The 15,682-nt window shown below is 71.9% G+C and carries 11 protein-coding genes; 7 read left to right on the top strand and 4 right to left on the bottom strand.

Annotation, left to right across the window (positions count from 1 at the left end; all coding sequences use genetic code 11):
- Nucleotides 1-19: 19 nt before the first annotated feature.
- The 3 genes from R2D22_RS28190 to R2D22_RS28200 all read right to left on the bottom strand — a co-directional run bounded on the left by R2D22_RS28190 (nucleotide 20) and on the right by R2D22_RS28200 (nucleotide 2,850).
- Nucleotides 20-1,330, bottom strand: a complete 1,311-nt coding sequence (locus tag R2D22_RS28190) for an MFS transporter (RefSeq protein WP_318107500.1) — start codon at nucleotides 1,328-1,330, stop codon at nucleotides 20-22.
- Between the two features lie 158 nt (nucleotides 1,331-1,488).
- Nucleotides 1,489-2,145: an MBL fold metallo-hydrolase gene (locus R2D22_RS28195; RefSeq protein ID WP_318107501.1), complete on the bottom strand. Its 657-nt coding sequence runs from the start codon at nucleotides 2,143-2,145 to the stop codon at nucleotides 1,489-1,491.
- Between the two features lie 9 nt (nucleotides 2,146-2,154).
- Nucleotides 2,155-2,850: a maleylpyruvate isomerase family mycothiol-dependent enzyme gene (locus tag R2D22_RS28200; RefSeq protein WP_318107502.1), complete on the bottom strand. Its 696-nt coding sequence runs from the start codon at nucleotides 2,848-2,850 to the stop codon at nucleotides 2,155-2,157.
- 156 nt (nucleotides 2,851-3,006) lie between these two features.
- Between R2D22_RS28200 and uvrA the strand changes: the two genes are divergently transcribed.
- On the top strand, nucleotides 3,007-6,033 hold the full coding sequence (gene uvrA, locus R2D22_RS28205) for an excinuclease ABC subunit UvrA (protein ID WP_318107503.1): 3,027 nt from the start codon (nucleotides 3,007-3,009) through the stop codon (nucleotides 6,031-6,033).
- 196 nt (nucleotides 6,034-6,229) lie between these two features.
- Nucleotides 6,230-6,658: a Rieske (2Fe-2S) protein gene (locus R2D22_RS28210; protein ID WP_318107504.1), complete on the top strand. Its 429-nt coding sequence runs from the start codon at nucleotides 6,230-6,232 to the stop codon at nucleotides 6,656-6,658.
- Nucleotides 6,659-6,682: 24 nt separating this feature from the next.
- On the opposite strand, the gene R2D22_RS28215 is transcribed toward R2D22_RS28210, so the two are convergent.
- A complete protein-coding gene (locus R2D22_RS28215) occupies nucleotides 6,683-7,510 on the bottom strand; it encodes an SDR family NAD(P)-dependent oxidoreductase (protein ID WP_318107505.1) in 828 nt (275 codons plus the stop codon).
- Here R2D22_RS28215 and uvrC point away from each other — a divergent pair.
- The 5 genes from uvrC (at nucleotide 7,509) to R2D22_RS28240 (ending at nucleotide 15,582) form a co-directional block, all read left to right on the top strand.
- Nucleotides 7,509-9,533, top strand: coding sequence for an excinuclease ABC subunit UvrC (uvrC, locus tag R2D22_RS28220; RefSeq protein ID WP_318107506.1), 2,025 nt, complete (start codon nucleotides 7,509-7,511; stop codon nucleotides 9,531-9,533). The genes R2D22_RS28215 and uvrC overlap by 2 nt on opposite strands.
- A complete protein-coding gene (gene rapZ / locus R2D22_RS28225) occupies nucleotides 9,530-10,471 on the top strand; it encodes an RNase adapter RapZ (RefSeq protein WP_318107507.1) in 942 nt (313 codons plus the stop codon). The genes uvrC and rapZ overlap by 4 nt, the downstream gene beginning before the upstream one ends.
- Nucleotides 10,468-11,499 (top strand): gluconeogenesis factor YvcK family protein, encoded by a 1,032-nt coding sequence (locus R2D22_RS28230; protein ID WP_318107508.1) that lies wholly within the window; start codon nucleotides 10,468-10,470, stop codon nucleotides 11,497-11,499. Before rapZ ends, R2D22_RS28230 begins: the two co-directional genes overlap by 4 nt.
- Nucleotides 11,490-12,479 carry a DNA-binding protein WhiA gene (gene whiA, locus R2D22_RS28235; RefSeq protein ID WP_147977487.1) on the top strand — a complete coding sequence of 330 codons (990 nt, stop codon included), beginning with the start codon at nucleotides 11,490-11,492 and terminating at the stop codon, nucleotides 12,477-12,479. The genes R2D22_RS28230 and whiA overlap by 10 nt, the downstream gene beginning before the upstream one ends.
- Before the next feature lie 154 nt (nucleotides 12,480-12,633).
- Nucleotides 12,634-15,582, top strand: coding sequence for a M14 family metallopeptidase (locus tag R2D22_RS28240; RefSeq protein ID WP_318107509.1), 2,949 nt, complete (start codon nucleotides 12,634-12,636; stop codon nucleotides 15,580-15,582).
- The last annotated feature ends 100 nt before the right edge of the window (nucleotides 15,583-15,682 follow it).

Raw genomic sequence — 15,682 nt, forward strand, 5'->3', positions numbered from 1 at the left:
CGGAAGCCGCCCCGGCCGTTCAGGCCGGGGCGGCTTCACCGGCTTCCGGGGCCTCGGAGGCGTCCCGGGCCTTCTCCGCGGCCGGCAGCGTCTCCGGCAGCAGCGCGAAGCAGCCCAGGCTGAGCAGGGCCACCAGCGTCAGATACGTGGCCACCGCCCACGGCGGCCCCGAGCCGCCGGTGCCCGACACCGCCGTCGCCACGATCGGCGTCAGCGCCCCGCCCAGGACGCCCGCCAGGTTGTAGCCGACCGCCGCGCCCGTGCAGCGCACCCGGGGCTCGTACAGCTCCGGCAGATACGCCGCCACCACCGCGAACATCGTGATGAACGCCAGCAGCGCGCCCACGAACCCGAGGAACATCAGCAGCGGCTGCGCGGTCTGCAGCAGCGCCACCATCGGGAACGTCCACACCGCCGAGGCCGCGCAGCCGATCAGGCACAGCGGCCGCCGCCCGTACCGGTCGCCCAGCATCGCCATGAACGGCGTCACCGCGCCCTTGATCGCCACCGCCGCCATGATGCAGCCCAGCATCACCGTCCCGTCGACCCCGAGCCGTTCCGTGCCGTACGCCAGGGCCCACGTCGAGACCGTGTAGAAGACCGCGTACCCGACCGCCAGGGCCCCGGCCGTCAGCAGCACCAGCCGCCAGTGGCCGCGCGCCACCTCGGCCAGCGGGGCGCTCGCCCGCTTCCCCGCCTCGGCCAGCTCCGTGAACTGCGGGGTCTCCCGCAGCGAGGAGCGCAGCAGCAGCCCGCCGGCGGCCAGCAGGCCGGCCGCCCAGAACGGCACCCGCCACCCCCACGCGCGGAACTGGGCGTCGGTGAGCGTCGCCGAGAGTGCCAGCATCACGCCGTTCGCCAGCAGGAAGCCGATCGCCGGGCCGACCTGCGGGAAGCTCGTCCACAGCGCGCGCCGACGGGCGGGAGCGTGCTCGGCGGTGAGCAGCACCGCCCCGCCCCACTCCCCGCCGAGGCCCAGCCCCTGGAGGAAGCGCAGCACGAGCAGCAGGACGGGGGCGGCGATTCCGAGGGTCGCGTACGAGGGGACGCAGCCGACCGCGACGGTGGCGCAGCCCGTCAGCAGCAGCGAGGCGAACAGGACCGGCCGCCGCCCGTACCGGTCGCCGATGTGCCCGAACAGGGCCGAGCCGATCGGACGGGAGAGGAAACCGACGGCGAAGGTGCCGAACGCGGCCAGCGTGCCCGCCAGCGGCGAGAAGGTCGGGAAGAACAGGGGGCCGAGCACCAGCGCGGCGGCGGTGCCGTAGACGAAGAAGTCGTAGAACTCGACGGCCGTGCCGGCGAGCGAGGCGGCGGCGAGCCGCCCCATGGAGGGCGGTCGCCCCTGCGAGGGCGGGGCGTCGGTGTGCGGAGAGTGACCAGGGCGCATGCCGCGCCAACTACCCGGGCCGCCTCGCGGTTACGGGGGCGTACGGAAGCGCGCGGCCCCTGGCCACGCGCTCCGTCCGTCCAAGGCGCCCCCGGCGGCTACCAGCCGCGCTCGTGCCACTCCGGGAGCTTCGGCCGCTCGTCACCGAGCGTGGTGTCCTTGCCGTGGCCCGGGTACACCCAGGTCTCGTCCGGCAGGGCGTCGAAGAGCTTGGTCTCGACGTCGCGGATCAGGCTCGCGAACGCCTCCGGGTCCTTCCACGTGTTGCCGACCCCGCCGGGGAACAGACAGTCGCCGGTGAAGACGTGCGGGTGGCCGTGCGGGTCGTCGTAGATGAGCGCGATCGAGCCGGGCGTGTGCCCGACCAGGTGGCGCGCGGTGAGCTCGACATCGCCGACCTGGACGACGTCGCCGTCCTGGACCCGGACGTCGGTGGTGACCGGGATCCCGTCGGCGTCGTACGCGCCGGCGTACGTGACCGCGCCGGTCGCCGCCACGACCTCCGCCAGGGCCTGCCAGTGGTCGCCGTGCCGGTGGGTGGTGACGACGGACGCGATGCCGTCCTGGCCGATCAGCGTGAGGAGGGTCTGCGGCTCTGCGGCCGCGTCGATGAGCAGCTGTGCGCCGGTCGCCCGGCAGCGCAGCAGGTACGCGTTGTTGTCCATCGGACCGACCGCGACCTTCGAGATCATCAGGTCCTTCAGCTCGTGCACGTCCGCGGGTCCGCCGACCCTCACCGCTCCGCTGTACGTCATGGAATCAGCCTATAGCGGGGGGAGCTCCGGGAGACCGTCGCCGGAGAGGACGGCGAGGTGGGCGCCCTTGTCGCCGCGGCCGGACAGCCAGCCGAGCAGATCGGCGTAGGAGCCCTCCAGGGCGACCGGGGTCCCCTCCGTGCCACCGGTGGTCCAGCTCGGCCCGCCCGGGTGCGACGTGAGCGTCACCGGCGGCACGTCCGGGCGGCCGGACCAGCGGTCGGCGAGGAAGGCGATCTCGCGCTCGGTGAACTCGTCCGGCAGGTTCTCCAGCTCGTACCCGATGCCCAGGTCGACGTGGTGCAGGTCCACCTCGACCCAGCGGCGGAAGGGGATGCGCCGGGCCGCGTCGACGACGCCGTTGCGCAGCTCCACCTTCCGGTCCCAGTCGGCGGGCTCGGCGCCCACCGCGGCGAAGCGCTCGGCGCTCTCCCGCAGGTCGGCGAGCTGGACGTCGAGCGGGCGGGTGGCGTCGCGCTCGATGTCGGCGTCGCGGGTCGCGGCGTCCTCGTACATGGGCAGGCCCCGGAGAACGTTCACCAGGGCGTCGGCGTTGCGGGAGAGGTGGGCCAGGACGTGGCCCCGGGTCCACCCGGGAAGCCGTGACGGCTCGGCGAGCGCCGCGTTGTCCAGGGAGACGGCCGCGTCGAGGAGCCGGTCGGTCGCCTCGCGTACGGAGGCCAGGTCGCGCACATGGTCGATCATGGCGCCGACCCTAGCTGCCGCCACTCGTTCGGGTGAAGCGGGCAAGAAGCGTCCGGAAATCGAATGTGCGTGCTATAGGCTCGATGGAAGCATCCGGCATCCTTGAGTGTTGGGTGTTCAGGCACATCCGCTCTCTCAAGAAAGGTGCGGACCGGCGTGGCCGACCGTCTCATCGTCCGTGGCGCTCGCGAGCACAATCTCAAGAACGTCTCGCTCGACCTCCCGCGTGACTCCCTCATCGTCTTCACCGGGCTCTCGGGGTCGGGCAAGTCGTCGCTCGCGTTCGACACGATCTTCGCGGAGGGGCAGCGCCGTTACGTCGAGTCCCTCTCCTCGTACGCCCGGCAGTTCCTCGGCCAGATGGACAAGCCGGACGTCGACTTCATCGAGGGGCTCTCGCCCGCCGTCTCGATCGACCAGAAGTCGACCTCGCGCAACCCGCGCTCGACGGTCGGCACCATCACCGAGGTCTACGACTACCTCCGACTGCTCTTCGCCCGCATCGGCAAGCCGCACTGTCCCAAGTGCAGCCGGCCCATCTCGCGCCAGTCGCCGCAGGCCATCGTCGACAAGGTCCTCGAACTGCCCGAGGGCAGCCGGTTCCAGGTGCTCTCGCCGCTGGTGCGCGAGCGCAAGGGCGAGTTCGTCGATCTCTTCTCCGACCTCCAGACCAAGGGCTACAGCCGCGCCCGGGTGGACGGGCGGACCATCCAGCTCACCGAGCCGCCCACGCTGAAGAAGCAGGAGAAGCACACCATCGAGGTGGTCGTCGACCGCCTCACGGTCAAGGACTCCGCGAAGCGCCGGCTCACCGACTCCGTCGAGACCGCGCTCGGCCTGTCCGGCGGCATGGTCGTGCTCGACTTCGTCGACCTCCCCGAGGACGACCCCGAGCGCGAGCGGATGTACTCGGAGCACCTGTACTGCCCGTACGACGACCTCTCCTTCGAGGAGCTGGAGCCCCGCTCCTTCTCCTTCAACTCGCCCTTCGGCGCCTGCCCGGACTGCACCGGCATCGGCACCCGCATGGAGGTCGACCCGGACCTGATCGTCCCCGACGAGGAGAAGTCCCTCGACGAGGGCGCCATCCACCCCTGGTCGCACGGCCACACCAAGGAGTACTTCGGCCGGCTCATCGGCGGGCTCGCCCAGGCGCTGAACTTCGGCACCGACGTCCCGTACGCCGCCCTCCCGCAGCGGGCCAAGAAGGCCCTGATGCACGGCCACAAGACCCAGGTCGAGGTCCGCTACCGCAACCGGTACGGCCGCGAGCGGGCCTATGTCACCCCTGCCTTCGAGGGCGCGGTCTCCTTCGTCAAGCGGCGGCACAGCGAGGCCGAGAGCGACTCCAGCCGCGAGCGCTTCGAGGGCTACATGCGCGAGGTGCCCTGCCCCACCTGCGAGGGCACCCGTCTCAAGCCGATCGTCCTCGCGGTCACGGTCATGGACCGGTCCATCGCCGAGGTCTCGGCGATGTCCATCAGCGAGTGCGCCGACTTCCTCGGCGAGCTGACCCTCAACGCCCGCGACAAGAAGATCGCCGAGCGGGTCCTGAAGGAGGTCAACGAGCGGCTGCGGTTCCTGGTCGACGTCGGCCTGGACTACCTCTCGCTCAACCGCGCCGCCGGCACGCTGTCCGGCGGCGAGGCCCAGCGCATCCGGCTCGCCACCCAGATCGGCTCCGGACTGGTCGGCGTGCTGTACGTCCTGGACGAGCCCTCCATCGGCCTGCACCAGCGCGACAACCACCGGCTCATCGAGACCCTGGTCCGGCTCCGGGATATGGGCAACACGCTCATCGTCGTCGAGCACGACGAGGACACCATCAAGATCGCCGACTGGGTCGTCGACATCGGCCCCGGCGCCGGCGAGCACGGCGGGAAGGTCGTCCACTCCGGCCCGCTGAAGGAGCTGCTCTCCAACAAGGAGTCGATGACCGGGCAGTACCTGTCCGGCAAGAAGGCCATCGCGACGCCGGACATCCGGCGGCCGATCGACCCCTCGCGGCAGCTCACCGTGCACGGGGCGCGGGAGAACAACCTGCGGGACATCGACGTGTCCTTCCCGCTGGGCGTGCTCACCGCCGTCACCGGCGTCTCCGGCTCCGGCAAGTCCACGCTGGTCAACGACATCCTCTACACGCACCTGGCGCGCGAGCTGAACGGCGCGAAGTCGGTGCCCGGCCGGCACACCCGGGTGGACGGCGACGACCTCGTCGACAAGGTCGTGCACGTCGACCAGTCGCCGATCGGTCGCACCCCGCGGTCCAACCCGGCGACGTACACCGGCGTCTTCGACCACGTCCGCAAGCTGTTCGCGGAGACGATGGAGGCGAAGGTCCGCGGCTACCTGCCGGGCCGGTTCTCCTTCAACGTCAAGGGCGGCCGCTGCGAGAACTGCTCCGGCGACGGCACCATCAAGATCGAGATGAACTTCCTGCCGGACGTCTACGTCCCGTGCGAGGTCTGCCACGGCGCCCGCTACAACCGGGAGACCCTGGAGGTCCACTACAAGGGCAAGTCCATCGCCGAGGTCCTCGACATGCCCATCGAGGAGGCGCTGGACTTCTTCGAGGCGGTCCCGACCATCGCGCGCCACCTGCGCACGCTCAACGAGGTCGGTCTCGGGTACGTTCGGCTCGGCCAGTCCGCGCCGACGCTCTCCGGCGGCGAGGCGCAGCGCGTCAAGCTCGCCTCCGAGCTGCAGAAGCGCTCCACGGGCCGCACGGTCTACGTGCTCGACGAGCCGACCACCGGTCTGCACTTCGAGGACATCTCGAAGCTGATCAAGGTCCTGTCGGGTCTGGTCGACAAGGGGAACTCGGTGATCGTCATCGAGCACAACCTCGACGTCATCAAGACCGCGGACTGGGTCGTCGACATGGGCCCCGAGGGCGGCAGCGGCGGCGGTCTGGTCATCGCCGAGGGCACCCCGGAGGAGGTCGCCTCGGTGCCGGCCAGCCACACCGGCAAGTTCCTCCGGGAGATCCTCGGCGCGGACCGGATCAGCGACGCGACCATCCCGGCGGCGCGGAAGGCCCCGGCCGCCAAGAAGCCGGCAGCCAAGAAGGCGGTCAACTCCACGCCGGTGAAGAAGGCCGCAGCGAAGAAGGTCACGGCGAAGAAGGTCACGGCCGCCAAGACGGCCGCGAAGAAGACCGCCTCCCGGGCCCGCAAGGCCTGAGCGTCGCGACGGCGCGCGGGCGGGGCATGGGCCCCTCCGCCCGCGCGCGCCGTCCGGCCGGTACGCGTCGCGCGTACCGGCCTGGGCCTGCCCGGTCACCTGGGGCGGCCCCCACGAAGGGCCGCCGAACCGCGCCGGTATCGTCGGTTCGGCACCCCTGGTGCCCCCTTGCCCCGATCCCCACCGTGGAGCGCTCATGTCCGGCCAGACCCCCGCCCGCCGCACCGTCCTGAAGGGCGCGGCCCTCGCGGGCACCGCCGGGCTGGGCGTCGCCGCCTGCTCCACCGAGTCCAAGCTCGGCCACGCGCAGACCCCGACCCCGACCGCGCCCGTCGAGCTCGGCGCGCCGGAGGAGGTCCCGGTCGGCGGCGCGAAGCTCTACCGCGAGCAGCGGCTCCTCGTGCACTGCCCGGCGAAGGGCCGGTACAAGGCGTTCAGCGCCCAGTGCACGCACGCCGGCTGCGTCCTCGACAAGATCGAGGACAACGAGGGCAACTGCCCCTGCCACGGCAGCCGCTTCGACGTGACCGACGGCAAGGCGCTCAAGGGTCCGGCCACCAACCCGCTGCCCGCCGTCCCGGTCCGGGTCGTCGGCGGAAAGCTCGTCGCCGGCCCCGAGGCGTGACGAGCACCGCTCCCGTCCGACCGCTCACTGCGCCAGATACCCCCCGTCCACCGGCAGGATCGCCCCGGTGACGAAACTCGCCTCGTCCGAGGCGAGGAAGAGGATCGCGGCGGCGACCTCCTCCGGAGTGCCGAAGCGGGCCATCGGGTGGGCGCGGGCCACCTCATCCAGGTACTCCGGCCCGCCCGGCTCCACCCGGGCCGCCGCGACGCGCTCCGTCTCGATCGTGCCGGGGGCCACCGCGTTCACCCGGATCCCGCGCGCCGCCCACTCCACGGCGAGGTGCTTCGTCAGGCCGCTCGCCACGAACTTCGCCGGTCCGTAGACCGCTTGGCGGGCCTGCCCCGCCATCCCGGAGATGGACGACGTGCACACGATCGCGCCGCCGCCCTCCTGACCCGCCATCGCCTCGATCGCGTACTTACAGGTCAGGAACATGCCCCGGCCGTCCACGGCCATCACCCGGTCCCAGTCGTCGGCGGTCGCCTCCACCACGTCCAGCAGCGGGATCACGCCCGCGTTGGCGACCAGCACGTCGATCCGCCCGTACGACTCCACCGCCGCGGCGACCATCCGCCGGGCGTCGTCCTCCCGCGCGACGTCGCCGACCACCGTCACCACTCCGTCGCGCCCCGCGAAGAGCCGCCCGAGCCGCTCGCCGTCCAGATCCGCGGCCACCACCCGGGCCCCCTCGCGGAGGAAGCGCTCCGCCGTCGCCCGTCCGATCCCGCTCGCCGCGCCAGTGATCACACACGCCCGGTCCGTCAGCCTGCCCGATGCCCCATTCGTCATGTCCGGGCAACGAGCGCGGCGGCCCGGAGTGTCGGTGCCCGCCAGTAGGGTGGGTGCCATGGCAGACCCCTCCAGCTACCGCCCCAAGCCGGGACAGATCCCCGACTCGCCGGGGGTCTACAAGTTCCGCGACGAGCACCGCCGGGTGATCTACGTCGGCAAGGCCAAGTCCCTGCGCCAGCGCCTCGCCAACTACTTCCAGCCCCTGGCGAGCCTGCACCCGCGCACGGCCACGATGGTCACCACCGCCGCCTCCCTCGAGTGGACGGTCGTCTCCACCGAGGTCGAGGCGCTGCAGCTGGAGTACTCCTGGATCAAGGAGTTCGATCCCCGGTTCAACGTCAAGTACCGGGACGACAAGAGCTATCCGTACCTCGCGGTGACGCTCGACGAGGAGTACCCGCGGGTCCAGGTCATGCGCGGCCACAAGAAGAAGGGCGTGCGCTACTTCGGGCCGTACGCGCACGCCTGGGCGATCCGCGAGACCGTCGACCTGATGCTTCGGGTGTTCCCCGTACGGACCTGCTCCGCAGGGGTGTTCCGGAACGCGGCCTCGGCCGGCCGGCCCTGCCTGCTCGGCTACATCGGCAAGTGCTCGGCCCCCTGCGTCGGCCGGGTCACGCCGGAGGAGCACCGCGAACTGGCCGAGGAGTTCTGCGACTTCATGGCCGGCCGGACCGGCACGTACATCCGCCGCCTGGAGAAGCAGATGACGGCGGCGGCCGAGGAGATGGAGTACGAGAGGGCCGCCCGGCTCCGTGACGACATAGAGGCCCTGCGCCGGGCCATGGAGAAGAACGCGGTCGTCCTCGCCGACGCCACCGACGCCGACCTGATCGCGCTGGCCGAGGACGAGCTGGAGGCCGCCGTCCAGATCTTCCACGTCCGCGGCGGACGGGTCCGCGGCCAGCGCGGCTGGGTCACCGACAAGGTCGAGGCCGTGGACACCGCGGGCCTGGTCGAGCACGCGCTCCAGCAGCTGTACGGCGAGGAGAGCGGCGACGCGGTGCCCAAGGAGGTCCTCGTCCCGGCCCTGCCGGAGGACGCCGAGAGCGTCGGCGCGTGGCTCTCCGGCCGCCGCGGCTCCCAGGTGTCGCTGCGCGTCCCGCAGCGCGGCGACAAGAAGGACCTGATGGCGACGGTCGCGCGCAACGCGCAGCAGGCCCTCGTGCTGCACAAGACCAAGCGGGCCAGCGATCTGACCACCCGCTCCCGGGCCCTGGAGGAGATCGCCGAGGCCCTCGACCTGGACTCGGCGCCGCTGCGCATCGAGTGCTTCGACATCTCGCACCTCCAGGGCGAGGACGTCGTCGCGTCCATGGTCGTCTTCGAGGACGGCCTGCCCCGCAAGAGCGAGTACCGCCGCTTCCAGATCAAGGGCTTCGAGGGCCAGGACGACGTCCGCTCGATGCACGAGGTGATCGGCCGCCGCTTCAAGCGGTACCTCGCCGAGAAGGAGAAGACGGGGGAGTGGGCCGTCCCGGTCGACGGGGAGGTCCCCGTCGACGGTCCCGTAGTGTCCGGCGAGGTGCCCGCCCCCGGCGAGGGCCGGGACGAGGACGGCCGCCCGAAGCGCTTCGCGTACCCGCCGCAGCTCGTCGTCGTCGACGGCGGCCGGCCGCAGGTCGCCGCCGCCCGGCGCGCCCTGGACGAGCTGGGGATCGACGACGTCGCGGTCTGCGGCCTCGCCAAGCGGCTGGAGGAGGTCTGGCTGCCCGGCGACGACGACCCGGTCGTCCTGCCCCGCTCCAGCGAGGGCCTGTATCTCCTCCAGCGGGTGCGTGACACGGCTCACGACTTCGCCATCCGCTATCAGCGGTCCAAGCGGAGCAAGCGGGTCCGCAGCAGCCCCCTGGACGACGTCCGCGGCCTCGGAGAGACCCGCAAACAGGCGTTGATCAAGCATTTCGGCTCGGTGAAGCGGCTCCGGCAGGCGACAATCGAGCAGATCTGCGAGGTGCCCGGCATGGGCCGGAAGACGGCCGAGGCCGTCGCCGCGGCCCTCGCGACGGCCGCCCCGGCCGCGCCCGCCGTGAACACCGCGACAGGAGAGATCATGGAAGACGGGGGCAGCACAGGATGACCGAGCACGACCGAGAAGACGGAGCAGGACACGTGAGTACGGGCACGACGAAGGAGCCCGGCGAGGCTGCCGAGGCGGCCATCCCCGAGCTGGTGATCATCTCCGGCATGTCCGGCGCCGGCCGGTCCACCGCGGCGAAGTGTCTGGAGGACCTCGGCTGGTTCGTCGTGGACAACCTGCCGCCCGCGCTGATCCCCACCATGGTGGAGCTCGGCGCCCGTTCCCAGGGCAATGTCGCCCGCATCGCCGTCGTCGTGGACGTCCGCGGCCGGCGGTTCTTCGACAACCTCCGCGACTCCCTCGCGGACCTCGACTCCAAGCAGGTCACCCGGCGGATCGTCTTCCTGGAGTCCTCCGACGAGGCGCTGGTCCGCCGCTTCGAGTCGGTCCGCCGCCCGCACCCGCTGCAGGGCGACGGCCGGATCACCGACGGCATCGCCGCCGAGCGGGACCTGCTGCGCGAGCTGCGCGGCGACGCCGACCTGGTGATCGACACCTCCAGCCTCAACGTGCACGAGCTGCGCGCCAAGATGGACGCCCAGTTCGCCGGCGACGAGGAGCCCGAGCTGCGGGCCACCGTCATGTCCTTCGGGTTCAAGTACGGCCTCCCGGTCGACGCCGACCTCGTCGTCGACATGCGGTTCCTGCCCAACCCGCACTGGGTCCCCGAGCTGCGCCCGTTCACCGGGCTCAACGCGGAGGTCTCGAACTACGTCTTCAACCAGCCCGGCGCCAAGGAGTTCCTGGACCGGTACACCGAGCTGCTCCAGCTGATCGCCGCCGGCTACCGCCGCGAGGGCAAGCGGTACGTGACCATCGCCGTCGGCTGCACGGGCGGCAAGCACCGCTCCGTGGCCACCGCCGAGAAGCTCGCCGCCCGCCTCGCCGCGGAAGGGGTCGAGACCGTGGTCGTCCACCGGGACATGGGGCGCGAGTGAAACCGTACCGCCGGCGTACGTCCACCCTCTCCGTACGTACGCTCCGCAGGCGCGGCGCCCAACCGAAGGTCGTCGCGCTGGGCGGCGGGATGGGCCTGTCCGCGTCCCTCGCCGCCCTGCGCCGCATCACCGGTGACCTGACCGCCGTGGTCACCGTCGCCGACGACGGCGGCTCCAGCGGCCGGCTCCGCGAGGAGCTGGGCGTGCTGCCCCCCGGGGACCTGCGCAAGGCGCTCGCAGCGCTGTGCGGCGACGACGACTGGGGCCAGACCTGGGCCCGGGTCATCCAGCACCGCTTCCAGTCCCAGGGCGAGATGCACGGCCACGCCGTCGGCAATCTGCTGATCGTCGCGCTCTGGGAGCAGCTCGGCGACCCGGTCCAGGCCCTGGACCTGGTCGGCCGGCTGCTCGGCGCGCAGGGCCGGGTGCTGCCGATGTCGGCGGTGCCGCTGGAGCTGCGCGCCCTGGTCAAGGGGCACGATCCGGCGCGCCCGGACGAGGTGGACACCGTCCGCGGCCAGGCGACGGTCGCGCTCACCCCGGGCGAGGTGCAGTCCGTGCACCTGGTGCCGAACGACCCGCCGGCCGTGCCGGAGGCCGTCGCCGCGGTGCTCGACGCGGACTGGGTGGTGCTCGGCCCCGGCTCCTGGTTCTCCTCGGTGATTCCGCACCTCCTGGTGCCGGAACTGCTGGACGCGCTCGTCGAGACGAGGGCCCGCCGGGTGCTCTCGCTGAACCTCGCGCCGCAACCCGGAGAAACAGAGGGCTTCTCTCCGCAGCGTCATTTGGAGGTTTTGGGGCGACACGCCCCTAAACTCGCCCTGGACGTGGTGCTGGCCGACGAGGCCGCCGTGCCCGACGTGTCAGCCAGGGAGCCCCTCGTCGACGCCGCCAAGCGGCTCGGCGCCGCGCTCGAGCTGGCGCCCGTGGCCCGGCCCGATGGTGCTCCGAAGCACGATCCGGAGCTGTTGGCCGCCGCGTACGACCGTATTTTTCGGATGCATGGAAGGATCGGCCCATGGCGATGACGGCAGCGGTGAAGGACGAGATCTCCCGGCTCCCCGTCACCCGGACCTGCTGCAGGAAGGCCGAGGTCTCGTCGATCCTGCGGTTCGCGGGCGGGCTGCACCTGGTGAGCGGGCGGATCGTGATCGAGGCGGAGCTGGACACCGCGATGGCGGCCCGGCGCCTCAAGCGCGACATCCTGGAGATCTTCGGGCACAGCTCGGAGCTGATCGTGATGGCTCCCGGCGGGCTGCGGCGCGGCTCCCGGTTCGTGGTGCGGGTGGTGGCCGGCGGCGACCAGCTGGCCCGGCAGACCGGCCTGGTCGACGGCCGCGGCCGGCCGATCCGCGGCCTGCCGCCGCAGGTGGTGTCCGGGGCGACCTGTGACGCCGAGGCGGCCTGGCGCGGCGCCTTCCTGGCGCACGGCTCGCTCACCGAGCCCGGACGCTCCTCCTCCCTGGAGGTGACCTGCCCGGGTCCGGAGGCCGCCCTCGCGCTGGTCGGCGCGGCCCGGCGGCTGTCCATCGCGGCCAAGGCCCGCGAGGTGCGGGGCGTGGACCGGGTGGTGGTCCGCGACGGCGACGCGATCGGCGCGCTGCTGACCCGGCTCGGCGCGCACGAGTCGGTGCTGGCCTGGGAGGAGCGGCGGATGCGCCGCGAGGTCCGGGCCACCGCCAACCGGCTGGCCAACTTCGACGACGCGAACCTGCGCCGCTCGGCCCGCGCGGCGGTCGCCGCCGGCGCCCGGGTGCAGCGCGCCCTGGAGATCCTGGCCGACGAGGTGCCCGAGCACCTGGCGGCCGCGGGCCGGCTGCGGATGGAGCACAAGCAGGCCTCGCTGGAGGAGCTGGGCGCGCTCGCCGACCCGCCGCTGACCAAGGACGCGGTGGCCGGCCGGATCCGCCGGCTGCTCGCGATGGCCGACAAGCGGGCGCAGGACCTGGGCATTCCCGGGACCGAGTCCAACCTCTCGGAGGAACTGGACGACAGCCTGGTCGGCTGAGTCCGCCGGAATCCCCAATTCCCTGCTGCCGGTGCCTTTCTGAGGCACCGGCAGCGGTGTTTCCGACGCGCCGCACGCACTCTTGACAGTCCCATGGGTGCCCAAGAGCCTGGCGTCTGTTCACTTTCGTGGCAGACAACAGCAAGGGGGGCTTATGAGACGCAGAGCGAGATCGATCCTCGCCGCGGCTTCACTGCTGATCGCGGGACTGGCCGCGGCGCCCGCCGCCGGAGCGGCGCAGAACGACGGGGACGGCGACGCCCTCTCCGTATGGCGTGCGAAGGTCGCCAAGGAACAGGTGCCGCTGATCCTCGAATCCGGGGCCGACGGGCACGAACTGAGCGAACAGGTCCCCGACCGGGGCACCGCCACCGTCGAGCTCTACCTCACCGACAAGCAGGCCGGACAGCTCCGGGGCAAGGGCGTCGACCTCGCCCGGCACACCCTCTCCGCGCAGTCCCGCAAGCGGGTCGCGGCCGCCGGGGACGGCGTGTTCCGCCCGTACGGCGGCGCGGGCGGCCTCAAGCAGGAGATCCTGGCCACCGCCCAGGCCCACCCCGGGATCACCAAGGTCGTCTCCATCGGCAAGACCCTCAAGGGCCAGGACATCCTCGCCCTCAAGGTCTCCAAGGACGCGAAGAAGTCCAAGGACGGCGTCAAGCCGGCCACGCTGTACATGTCCAACCAGCACGCCCGTGAGTGGATCACCCCGGAGATGACCCGCCGGCTGATGCACCACTACCTCGACGGCTACGGCAAGGACCAGCGCCTCACGAAGATCGTCGACTCCACCGAGCTGTGGTTCGTGCTCTCCGCCAACCCGGACGGCTACGACTACACGCACCAGCCCGACGGCGAACGCCAGTGGCGCAAGAACCTGCACGACAACAACGGCGACGGCCGCATCGCCCCCGGCGACGGCGTCGACCTCAACCGGAACTTCGCCTACAAGTGGGGCTACGACAACGAGGGTTCGTCGCCCGACCCGGCCGACGAGACCTTCCGCGGCACCGGCCCGATGTCCGAGCCCGAGACCAAGGCCCTGGACGCCTTCCAGCGCCGCATCGGCTTCCAGTACGGCATCAACTACCACTCCGCCGCCCAGCTGCTGCTGTACGGCGTCGGCTGGCAGGTCGCCACCGACACCCCCGACGACGTGGCCCTCAAGGCCCTCGCCGGCACCCCGCAGAACTCCGCCGTGCCCGGCTACCGGCCGCAGGTCTCCTCCGAGCTGTACACCACCAACGGCGAGGCCGACGGACACGCGGCCAACGTCAACCGCATGCAGATGTTCACCCCGGAGATGTCCACCTGCGCCACCGCCTCCCGCGTCGACCCGAACGACGCCTGGGACCCGGCCGACTGCGAGTCCGTCTTCAACTTCCCGGACGACGAGAAGCTGATCCAGCAGGAGTTCGCCAAGAACATCCCGTTCGCGCTGGCCGTCGCCGAGTCCGCCACCCGGCCCGACACCCCCGCCTCGCCGGTCGGCACGCCCGCGGCCGACTTCACCCCGGACCCCTTCACCACCTCCTACGCCCGCGGCGGCGACCAGGAGGTCTCGGTGACCGCCAAGAAGTCGCTGCGCGGCAAGGAACTCAAGTACCGGATCAACGGCGGCCGTACGCACTCCGAGGGCCTGGAGCCCTGGCGGGGCGGCGAGACCTACGGCGGCGACGACAACCTCTACTTCGACCGGTACCGCGCCGAGGTCGAGGACACCCGCCCCGGCGACACCGTCGAGGTCTGGTTCACCGCACGCACCCGTGAGGGCGCCCGCACCTCGTCGGCGCCGTTCACGTACAAGGTCGCCGAGCGGCCCCGCGGGGACGTCCTCGTCCTCGCCGAGGAGGGCGGCACCGCCGCCGCGCAGCACACCGCCGCGTACGTCAGGGCCCTCGCCGACAGCGGCCGCAAGGCGGCCGTCTGGGACGTCGCCACCCAGGGCGTGCCGCATGCCCTCGGCGTACTGAGCCACTTCCGCACCGTCGTCTGGTACACCGGCGCCGAGCGGCCCTCCGGGCCCGTCATGCTCGCCGTCCGCGACTACCTCAACGAGGGCGGCAAGCTGATCAACGCCGGCGAGAAGTCCGGCGGGCTCGTCGACATCGGCCGCGCCGACTCCAACGACTTCGCCCAGTACTACCTCGGTGCCTTCCACCGGGCGGGGCTGAAGAACGCCGGCTCGTTCGCCGGATCGGGTGGCTTCGCCGGAGCCTCGGCGACCCTCGGCGCCGCCGAGGGCAACCCGCTCGACAACGCCGGCGCGTACACGGTCACGTCGGACACCCTGAACCCCGGGCAGTTCCCGCAGTTCCGCAGCGCCTCCGGCGGCGACTACCCCGGCGTCCGCACCCCGTTCGAGCCGTACGAGGGCTCCTCGTTCGCGGCCGCGCGGCACGCGGACAACGCGTGGATGCGGCTCAGCCGCACCGTCGACCTCACCGCGGTCGACGCCACCGCGAAGCCCAGCCTCCAGTTCCAGGTCAGCTACGACACCGAGGAGGGGTACGACAACCTCGTCGTCGAGGCCCACACCGTCGGCCAGGACGACTGGACCACGCTGCCCGACGCCAACGGCGGCACCTCCACCACCGCCCCCGCCGACTGCGGCGAGGGCTACTACGTCCGCGGCCACCCCTTCCTCGGCCACTACCTCACGGTCGGCGGGGACGGCTGTGCCACCACCGGCACCAGCGGTGCGTGGAACGCCTTCACCGGCGCGTCCAACGGCTGGCAGCAGGCCTCGATCGACCTGAGCGCCTACGCGGGCAAGCAGGTCGAGCTGTCGATCTCGTACATCTCCGACCCGGGGACCAACGAGATGGGCGTGTTCGTCGACGACACCAAGCTCGTCGTCGGCGGCACGGCCACCGGGGCCGAGGGCTTCGAGACCTCGCTCGGCGCGTGGTCCGTACCGGGGCCGCCGGCCGGCAGCCCGGGCAACGGCAACGACTGGGCGCGCTCTCCCGGCCTCTTCCATTCGCAGGCCGCGGTCACCACGCGTGACACCGTTCTGCTCGGTTTCGGGCTCGAACACGTAGTGCGCACAGATGAGCGCGGTGCGCTCATGCGAGAGGCGCTCGGAGTGCTGCACGGCTGAGCGACCACCCGCTATTTTGATCACGGTGAGTGATCAGGACAAAGGCCGCGTCGTGGCCCGAACCCGTCGGTAGGTATGGGCCACGACGCAATTAGAGGGG

The organism is Streptomyces sp. HUAS YS2 (assembly GCF_033343995.1).
GTDB lineage: Bacteria > Actinomycetota > Actinomycetes > Streptomycetales > Streptomycetaceae > Streptomyces > Streptomyces solicathayae.

Excerpts from the sequence above, each read along its gene's own strand:
- R2D22_RS28215 (WP_318107505.1), bottom strand. The coding sequence starts at position 7,510 with ATGGCACCCACCCTACTGGCGGGCACCGACACTCCGGGCCGCCGCGCT.
- R2D22_RS28190 (WP_318107500.1), bottom strand. The coding sequence starts at position 1,330 with ATGGGGCGGCTCGCCGCCGCCTCGCTCGCCGGCACGGCCGTCGAGTTC.
- rapZ (WP_318107507.1), top strand. The coding sequence starts at position 9,530 with ATGACCGAGCACGACCGAGAAGACGGAGCAGGACACGTGAGTACGGGC.
- uvrC (WP_318107506.1), top strand. The coding sequence starts at position 7,509 with ATGGCAGACCCCTCCAGCTACCGCCCCAAGCCGGGACAGATCCCCGAC.
- whiA (WP_147977487.1), top strand. The coding sequence starts at position 11,490 with ATGGCGATGACGGCAGCGGTGAAGGACGAGATCTCCCGGCTCCCCGTC.
- R2D22_RS28195 (WP_318107501.1), bottom strand. The coding sequence starts at position 2,145 with ATGACGTACAGCGGAGCGGTGAGGGTCGGCGGACCCGCGGACGTGCAC.
- R2D22_RS28210 (WP_318107504.1), top strand. The coding sequence starts at position 6,230 with ATGTCCGGCCAGACCCCCGCCCGCCGCACCGTCCTGAAGGGCGCGGCC.
- R2D22_RS28240 (WP_318107509.1), top strand. The coding sequence starts at position 12,634 with ATGAGACGCAGAGCGAGATCGATCCTCGCCGCGGCTTCACTGCTGATC.
- R2D22_RS28200 (WP_318107502.1), bottom strand. The coding sequence starts at position 2,850 with ATGATCGACCATGTGCGCGACCTGGCCTCCGTACGCGAGGCGACCGAC.